The 8,448-nt window shown below is 55.5% G+C and carries 5 protein-coding genes; all 5 read right to left on the bottom strand.

Annotation, left to right across the window (positions count from 1 at the left end; translation table 11 throughout):
• Window positions 1-44: 44 nt before the first annotated feature.
• The 5 genes from ABYV89_RS11810 to ABYV89_RS11790 all read right to left on the bottom strand — a co-directional run bounded on the left by ABYV89_RS11810 (window position 45) and on the right by ABYV89_RS11790 (window position 8,136).
• Complete coding sequence (locus ABYV89_RS11810) at window positions 45-446, bottom strand: TM2 domain-containing protein (RefSeq protein WP_432823156.1); 402 nt, start codon at window positions 444-446, stop codon at window positions 45-47.
• Window positions 447-596: 150 nt separating this feature from the next.
• Window positions 597-2,888 carry a serine protein kinase PrkA gene (locus ABYV89_RS11805; protein WP_432823155.1) on the bottom strand — a complete coding sequence of 764 codons (2,292 nt, stop codon included), beginning with the start codon at window positions 2,886-2,888 and terminating at the stop codon, window positions 597-599.
• Window positions 2,889-2,929: 41 nt separating this feature from the next.
• Window positions 2,930-4,612, bottom strand: a complete 1,683-nt coding sequence (locus tag ABYV89_RS11800) for a SpoVR family protein (RefSeq protein ID WP_432823154.1) — start codon at window positions 4,610-4,612, stop codon at window positions 2,930-2,932.
• 50 nt (window positions 4,613-4,662) lie between these two features.
• Window positions 4,663-6,051: a DUF444 family protein gene (locus ABYV89_RS11795; RefSeq protein WP_432823153.1), complete on the bottom strand. Its 1,389-nt coding sequence runs from the start codon at window positions 6,049-6,051 to the stop codon at window positions 4,663-4,665.
• Between the two features lie 15 nt (window positions 6,052-6,066).
• Complete coding sequence (locus ABYV89_RS11790) at window positions 6,067-8,136, bottom strand: serine protein kinase PrkA (protein WP_432823152.1); 2,070 nt, start codon at window positions 8,134-8,136, stop codon at window positions 6,067-6,069.
• Between the last annotated feature and the right edge of the window lie 312 nt (window positions 8,137-8,448).

The following is an 8,448-nucleotide window of genomic DNA, read 5'->3' as shown; positions in this document are numbered from 1 at the left end:
GCAGCGCCACGATGTCCGCTTCATCCACGGCAAAAACTCCAGGGTTATCCGGCCTGTCCGTTGGCCTCGGCGACCTGCTGGTTCCAGGTCCAGTAGTCGTAAACATAGCCAACCCCGAACAGCCCGGCGGTCAGCATGTAGAGGACACCGGTGACCCATTTGCCGATATAGATGCGGTGAATGCCGAACAGTCCGAGAAAGGTCAGCAGCAGCCAGGCCACATTGTAATCATAGGGGCCCTGGCTGTAATGATTTTCGGCCGAACTGGCCATTGAAGGGATCAGAAACAGGTCGACGATCCAGCCGATCAGAAATAAGCCGAAGGTGAAAAAGTAGATGGTGCCGGAGATGGGACGACCGTAATAAAAACGATGGGAGCCGGTAAAACCGAACCCCCAGAGCAGGTAACCGAACAGGTTCCCGTGGGTGCCGTCGAGAAGGGCCATGTCAAAACTCCTCTGCAGTAATTAAAACGGGCGGTTGAGGGTTCCAGCCGGAACCGGGTTAAGGCGGGAGCGATTGTACCCCCAGCCATCGCCCGATGCAACCCTGTCGTTGGCGCAGCGGCACGGCAGGCGGCAGAAACAAACGCGGCATCAGGAGCTGGCGAACTGCCTGGCGATGTCGTTGTCGATGACGTACATACTGACTTCCTTGGCGCCGTTCTTGGTGTACTGATATTTCTTGCAGAGGTTGGCGATCAGAAACGTGACATCGTCGCGAATCCGTTTGTCGTAGGTCTTGAAGTCTTCGCGGCCGAAATCCTTGATGGCGGTACGGAAATTCTCGTTTTCAAGGAACGGCTCCAGCACCCGCTCCTTCAAATTGTGGATGTATCGCTCACGCAGCGACCGGTACAGGCTAGTTTCGGTGATCTGGCGCCCTTCGAGCATGATCTCCTGGGTCAGCGCCTTGATGGTGTACTCTTTCTGCACTTCATTGCGGAACGTCTGGCGGGTGTTGGCGCCGGCTCCCGGGCCGAGCAGGCGATTTTCGATACCGGCCAGGAACTCTTCGCTGATCTCGAGCTTTTCGCCGGTGAACTTGCAGGTTTCCACCGACCCGAGCTTGAAGTTGACGGCAAAGAGATAATTCTGCACATCGCGGGAAATCTGTTCTTCGTTGTAATAGTAAAGAGACTCCTTGACCTCCTGCAGCACGGTGTAGTTGTACATACGGGTCAGCGAATCGAGGATGCTGTCGGAAACCATCAACCCCGTTTCGTTGCGACTCTTGGTGAAGTAATTCACCAGCACCGACATGTCGATAAGCTTGTCCTTGCGGGCGTAGGTCGAAAAGAAGTCATTGAAAATCTTTAGCGAATCCCGCCCTGAAAGCCCCTTGTCCCCTTCGGTTTCCGACTCGCTGATGATCCGCCGCCGCCGCTTGGCGTTAAGCCGCTTGCGGTCTTCCTCGTCGAGCCACTTGGGAATGTTGCCGGTATAAATCTCCATCTTCAGCAGGATCAGGTTGTCGTCACAATAGAGCCGGTAGTTGTAAGGCTGCGGAATCCACTCGGTCATGGCGGTCGAATGGGCTTTCATGCGGGTCGATATGATCACCCGGGCAAAATTGTGCAGCACTCGCGGCAGGAAACTGCCGTCGATGTGAGTGCCGAAGATGTTGCGGTAAATCTCGATTTCGGTATTCAGGTCGAGAACATAGGGCACCTTGATATATTCGATCCGATCGAGAAACGATTGAAAGCCCTGGATATTCTGTTTGTCTTCGGGATTCATCAGGGCCAAAAACAGCGAATTGACATTTTCCTCCGTGTCTTCGACCTTGTGCAGGCCCTCACTGATGATGTTGTGCAGTTCGATCAGCCGCTCGGTGTTGTGCGACTTGATATCCATCAGGGCATAAATGCCGTTGTTGGTCTTGGCATAGCGGGAGAAGATGTATTTGACCTTATTGCTGTCGTGCAGCAGGGTGTTGATGCGGTTCTGCAAAATATCGTTGGTCAAGATGGACTGTTTGACCGGCTTGTCGCCGGGGGTGAAGACACTGATCCCCTCGCCGAGGCTGCGGTTGAACTGGGACGGGCGGGCATAGATCATGCGGTAGACATCGAGGGGATTTTTCAGTTTGCCAAGCAGCGCCTGGTAAAGCGAACTGCAGATGGTACAGGGGGTGCTGCGGAAAACCCAGTCGAATTCCTTTTCGGTCAGCAACCGTTCGCACTGTTCATTGCCTTCGAACAGGCTTTCAAAAAAATTGCGGCGCAGAGTTTTGGGAATCATCAGGATCGGGTTGTCGTGGCTGGGGCAGGGCACCTCGACGTAATCCTCGGCAGCGAATAACGCCTCTTTGGCCTCGATCAGCTCGCTCTGGCCGAATTCGTATTCGTCGAGCAGGTGGGAAAGCTTGTCGAGAAAATGGTCGGCATTGCGGTCGGGAATGGTTCCGAGGCTTTTGCGATTCAGTCTCCAGACCACCTCGAAGCGGGATCCGGCTTCGGTGTTGGCGTACTTTTCGAATTTCATCAGCAGGTTGTTCAAAAAGGTGCTCTTGCCGCTGCCGGGGGGGCCTTCAAAAATGTAGATCTTGTTCTGCTGGGCTCCGCGCTTGAGGGATTCGACCAGATTGACCAGGCGATTGGCAAACAGACGGTCGGCGAAAAACGGATTATCCGTCCCCTCGACAAAAAGCCGGCTGCAATCGTAATTCATGTAGTGAATCGATTCGGGGTCATTCGGATTATCATCGGGGCCTTCGGACACATGACTTTTCACCAGGTCGTGAAACACCTGGAAAGCATTGCGCAACACCCGGTCCGGCTGGGCAACCATCACCCGAAGGAAATCCTCGAAGGGAATGGGGGCGTGCTGCTCCCAATCTCTCATGCACCCGGCCACCTGGTGTAGAGACTTCTCTATATTATCCATAACAACCCATCATCCCGATGCAAACGGTTAATCGTCAACCTTCAACTCGCCGAGGGCGTAAACGGCACCAGCAAAGTCCGGCTAAGCCTGCGGCCCTTCATCTCGTACAGGATTCGCTTCCACTTGAGCTCTTTCGGCAGTTCCGGCGTTGCCGGCAGCGATGTCGACCAGAAGGCGGCCGCTCCGCTGTTCATCTCGTCAGGGGCTTCCGACTCGACTTCACTGGTTTCCAGCTGCACCGGCCCGCCCCAGAGAAATTCGATCCCCAGCATGGTGTTGGCGATATATTCGGCAACCAGCGGCTTGCCCTCGAACCGGTGGACCAGCTTCAGGGTTCCGTCGGCAGAAGCCTCCTCGTCGATTTCAATCCACGGCGGATGGTAGAGACTGTCGAGCAACATCTGGCGATAATCCTCGGCCTTGCGGCTTTTGACGTAGACCTCCCAGGTCATCCGTGCCGGATTAATCCGCCGGTCGGCGATAAACAAATTGTTCTTGTTGACGAAATCCTGATCAACGAAGGAATTGACAAGCATGAAATCACAGAGATTTTCACGCACCTCAAAAATGGTCTTCAGCCCCGCGCCGACTTTTCTGTTGTATGACTCACGCTTTCTAACATCGTGCAAGCGCTGGAAATCATAGGAAAGCTTCCCCTTGTCGGCCATCTCTTCAATGAAATAGAACAACCGCATTCCCAGCGCGTAAGGATTCATCCCCACCCGCGGCAGGGCGGTGACCCCGGCATGGGCCCGGGCAAACTCTATTTCGTGGCCGCGGATCCGCTCATCCCGCATGAACAGTTTTTCGTGCCAGTAGCTGGCCCAGCCTTCATTCATGATCTTGGTGCGGATCTGCGGCTGGAAGTAGATGGAGGTCTTGCGAACGACCTCCATCACCGTTTTCATCCACTTGTTTTCTTCCTTGTTGAGGAACTCGGAGTGATCCATCAAAAACTGCAGCAGGTCCCGCTTGCGGCCCTTGGCCACGCGACTGCTTTTTTCGAACAGCGCTTCAAATTCTGGATATTTTACCGCGGTATCGGCAAAAAACGTCTGTTCCCCCAGTTCGCCGTACCTACGGAGACACTCGTTGAAGCGATCGATTTCCTTCACATACTGGCTGGTTCTGACTTTTTTCAGCTGCTGTAAAAAGACATCGAAATAATAGTCAAGCCGCCGCGAACAGCCGCCACTGGTTGGTCGATGCAGCTGCGACAGTTCGTCAAAATAGCCGACCAGATTGTCGATGCCGCGGGAGAACTCGATCACATAGTCGACCCAGCGCCCCTTTTCGGAGCGAAGCCTGGCGAGCAGTCGCTTATCGGCCAGGGCCCGGCCGGTCAGGTCGAAGTCCCAGGTGTGACGGAAAAAGGTGTTGTTCTGAAAAAAGTCGATGTGGGCCAGCACGTGGTAGAAGATCATCACGTTGAGCCAGTCGGGGTTGTTGTCGTTGTAAAAGGAGATGGCCGGCCGGGTGTTGATGACCGTTTCATAGGGATTGCCGGGATAGAGTTCGTAGCGCCCTTTTTCCTTGAGCACCTCGACATCCTGCACCCAGTAGTCGTACAAGGTCGGAATCATGATTTTGGGTGAGAGTTCGAGCATGTCACGGTTGGTGACGATATATTCGAGGGTTTCGTTGTCAAACCGCAGACCGGCGTCGCGAGCGCGCTCTTTGCACCCTTCCATAATCTTTTTCGTATGCTGGCTGATGAGTTCCATAGTTTCCAGGCCCGAGGAAAAAGCTCAAGGCTCCTCGCTCCTTTCTCCTCTCATGAAATGAGCGTCTTGATCCCCTCGATAAGACGCGGTTCGTCGGCGTCTTCCCCCATGACATCGAGACGGAGCAGGTCGGGATGTTTTTCGAGCAATCCGGATTGGTTGAGATATCTCTGCACTTCGGTATTGCCGGCGTTGCTCATCGACCCGACGTGCTCGGCAATGGAAACCCCGACGCGGCTGGCATACTTGAGCATTTTTTCCAGCTCGGGCAGGGCATCCGTGCCGCTGGAATCCCAGTCGTCGCCATCGGTGCCGTGAAACACGTAAATGTTGTAATCCTTGGCCAGGTTCTCCTTGTCGACGATTTCGTTGACCATCTGGTACGCCACCGCCACCTTGGTGCCGCCAGCCACCTTGGAGTTGTAATAGGTATAAAAGTCAGACACCTCGCGAGCTTCGGTATCGTGCAGAATAAACCGCGTCTCGACCTGCCTCTCGTACTGAAACAGCAGCCAGCTGTAGATCAGCACATGCTGAGTGACCACGATGTCGGTCGCCTTGCCGGCCATCGAGCCGGAATAGTCGCGCAGGAAAAAAATCATCGCCTGCGATTCGTAGTCTTTCTCCTTGGAGAGCACCCGGTAGACTTTGTCCCTGGGCGTAATCAGGAACCGACTGGTGTCGATATCGTTGAAGTCGGGAACGTTTCCCAACCCGATGTTGGTTTCGAGCACGCTGCGCAGAGTGGCTTTTTTATCGAGCACCTGGCCGAACCCGCGGTTTTTGTCGGTAAGGTCGTAGGTATAGCGGGTCAGGGAGCGTTTCTTGCCCTTTTCTTTCAGGTTGGGCAGCTCGAATTTGTCGGAAAGGATTCGCCCGAGATCATATGCGCTCGACTCGACCTCGTGCTCCCCCCCTTCCCCCTGGCCGGCCTCCCCGGTGCCCGCCCCCGGTTCAGGGCGCAGCGGCTGCTCTCCGATGACCTCCCCTTCCTCGCCGTCGCCGGAGCCTCCCGTGGAATCCCCCTTTTCGGGGGGCTTAAAAGTGGGGTCATGGATGAACTTTTCCTCGACCGTGGTCGGCACTACGACCACCTTGTCGTCATCCCCCCGGCCGGGCTTGATCATGCGACCAACCCGGATCTTGCGGGGAAAGCCATCCTTTTCCCGCTGCTTGTCCCGTTCGAGCAGTTCGTCAAGGGAACGGATGTTGGTCGTGTACGCCCCCTGCCCGGACTCCATCTTCTGCATGGCACAGAGGTCGCTGACGCCATAGAGTTGGGCAAAGATGTCCCCCAGCCGATGCAGCGGACCAGCCGGCGGCGGGACCAGTCCATGGTCGCAGCCGGAATGCAGCTCCTGCAGCAGCTGACGCTCCCGCTCGGCGGATAGCCCTTGCGCCTTGATGCTGTTGAAAAAGTCCTTCAGTTTGGGGTTCATCGTCGCCTCGCCCCTTTACCTTTCATCCTCCTGGGTACAGAAATACTCGATCGTCTTCTGGGCACAGGTTCGACAGTAGCCGAGCTTGTTCAGCATGGTATCGATCATGCGGTCATAGAGTTTCTGGTTTTCCTCGTTGGTACGGTTAGCCAGCGCACCGATCAGGCTGCCGGCCCCGGCGATATCCGACTTGAGACGCACGTCGGTAACCGCCTTGACCAGTTCGAGGTTATCCATGAAATCATAGTTGGGGTCGACGGAAATTTTCTGCCCGTAAACCTTGCGAACTGCGGTACGAAAGGCCTCGCGCTGCTCTTCGGTCTTCAGACCGAGACGATCTTCGACATTCTGCACGTAGCGTTCGTCGATCTTCAGCGCTCGCAGTTCGCCGCTCTGCGGATCCTTGTATTTCCACATCCTGTCCGGGCCGAGACTTTCGGCATCGATGCCGATGATGGTATTGACGTAATTCATAACGTCTTTGCGGATCGCGTAGGGTTCGTCCATATAGGCATTGAACATCTCGGTCATCACCCGCTCGCGATACAGGCTCCGGGCAATCTTCAAATCTTCAAGATACTTGGCCCGGTCGTGGGCATCGGAGACGTAGTCAAGAATCACCCTTTCGACGGCATTGTACACATCGTAGGCGACCATGCAGCGGCCCTCGTTGGTTTCGGAACTCTCCACCAACAACTGGATGGCACGCCCGAGATTGCGCTGCCCCAGGCCCTTCTGGCCGAACCGCTTGGTAATGTCAGGGTCCTGATTGAGCGTATCGATCACCTCGGCCAGGGCCTTGAGACTCTTCTCGCCGGCCACTTCGCCGGCGGCCAGCTTCATGGTCTCGACCGGGGTGAGCTTTTCGGAATGGGGCAACCGTGACAGGATGACTGCGATTGACGCCGCATAGTTGAGGTTGGGATCCTGATGCAGATCCTCGCGGGTCAGGGTGGTTTTGGTGTCGCTGCCGATGGCGTAAGCGGTCAGGTGGTTCTGCATGCGGTAATTCGTATTGTGGGAGACGTAGCAGATGCGGCAGCGGTCGACGATCGGCGCCTCTTCCTTTTCGGCGAGGAAGCGATTGAATTCGGCGTTATTGCTGGTGGCGATGATCAGCGAGTCGATCGGCCACTTGTAGCCGTCGATTTCGATCACCCGGTTCTGGATCACGCCGAGATAGACCTGCACCAGGTCTTTCTTGTTTTTGTATATTTCGTCGGAGAAATGGATGCCACCGCCGGCCACCCGGGCCAGGGCCCCGCGCCGCAGGTCGAATCGGTAGGGGTTGTTGGTGTCGGTGATGTGCAGCAGGCGCTGGATCGATTCTTCCCCCAGCAGGTCGACGGCGCTCGAAGTGATCTTGTCTTTGGCCGCATACTTGCCGGTCACCGTGCCGAGACTTTCGGTCAAGGGCACCGGCACGATTTTGATGTGTTTGAGCATCTCGTCGGTATCACCGCCGACGTAGGCGCGCAGGTCGTTCCAGATGTAGGCGCTGCAGGCCCCCAGGGGCCGGTAATCGAGATACAGGGTCTCGATGTCTTTCGGAGAAAACCCCTGCTTGCCCAGAAACGCACGGGTTTCCTCCGGGCTATCGAAAAAATTCATCGCCAGCACCATGGGATCTTCGTAGGTCTGCGATTCGATCACGCCGATGCGCCCGTAACTGCCGAGCGTATCCAGGCCGGTGAACTGGAAGGTGTACTTGCAGTTCTCCGGCCGGGACAGGAAACTGCGGTATTTGCCGCAGAGAAACTCGACGAAAAAGGTCTTGCCGTTGCCGGGTTCGCCGACCAGCACAAAAGCCATCTCCTTGGAGGAGCCCCCCTCGGCGGCATCCTTGACAAAGGAGACAAAACTGTTGATTTCATCGTACATGCCGATGACATGCTTGCGCCCGGTCCGAAAAATTTTAAAGTCGTAGGTGGTCTTGCCATTGACCACGACCTTCTCGATATCCTCCTCCAAAATCATCCGGGACACGCCTTGGAACGCGTTCTCAAAATGCCGCTTACCCTCCTTGACCGCCTGCATGTGCTGGAGGAGGGTGTCGTTCTCTTTCACTGCTTTTCTGTTTGTCATTTCAGCTATCCCCCGTTGCTCGGTTCGGTACATCAGGACAGAGAGAAACACCCGGAAACCTCCCGGATGCCTATAATATTCTTAATTATACCATAGGGAAATTTTGTTTTAGACCGGCGGGGGGGTAATTTGAAAAACCGGGAAATAAAAAAAGGAACCCCGGGGGGCTCCTTTTTCGTTGTCACGGATGATTTTGCGCGAGGTGGCTCAGTCTTCGTAAACCAGCACTCGAACCAGGCCGATCGTCGCCCCGGTGTTATCGGCAATCGCCGTGTCGCTCAGATTGATGACCTTGCGAATGCCGGTTTGTTC

Source organism: Trichloromonas sp. (genome assembly GCF_041583255.1).
Lineage (GTDB): Bacteria > Desulfobacterota > Desulfuromonadia > Desulfuromonadales > Trichloromonadaceae > Trichloromonas.
This window is presented reverse-complemented; position numbering and strand designations above follow the sequence as displayed.

What these genes read in the sequence shown, in the direction of transcription:
- ABYV89_RS11810 (WP_432823156.1), bottom strand. Translation starts at nt 446, where the DNA reads ATGGCCCTTCTCGACGGCACCCACGGGAACCTGTTCGGTTACCTGCTC.
- ABYV89_RS11805 (WP_432823155.1), bottom strand. Translation starts at nt 2,888, where the DNA reads ATGGATAATATAGAGAAGTCTCTACACCAGGTGGCCGGGTGCATGAGA.
- ABYV89_RS11800 (WP_432823154.1), bottom strand. Translation starts at nt 4,612, where the DNA reads ATGGAACTCATCAGCCAGCATACGAAAAAGATTATGGAAGGGTGCAAA.
- ABYV89_RS11795 (WP_432823153.1), bottom strand. Translation starts at nt 6,051, where the DNA reads ATGAACCCCAAACTGAAGGACTTTTTCAACAGCATCAAGGCGCAAGGG.
- ABYV89_RS11790 (WP_432823152.1), bottom strand. Translation starts at nt 8,136, where the DNA reads ATGACAAACAGAAAAGCAGTGAAAGAGAACGACACCCTCCTCCAGCAC.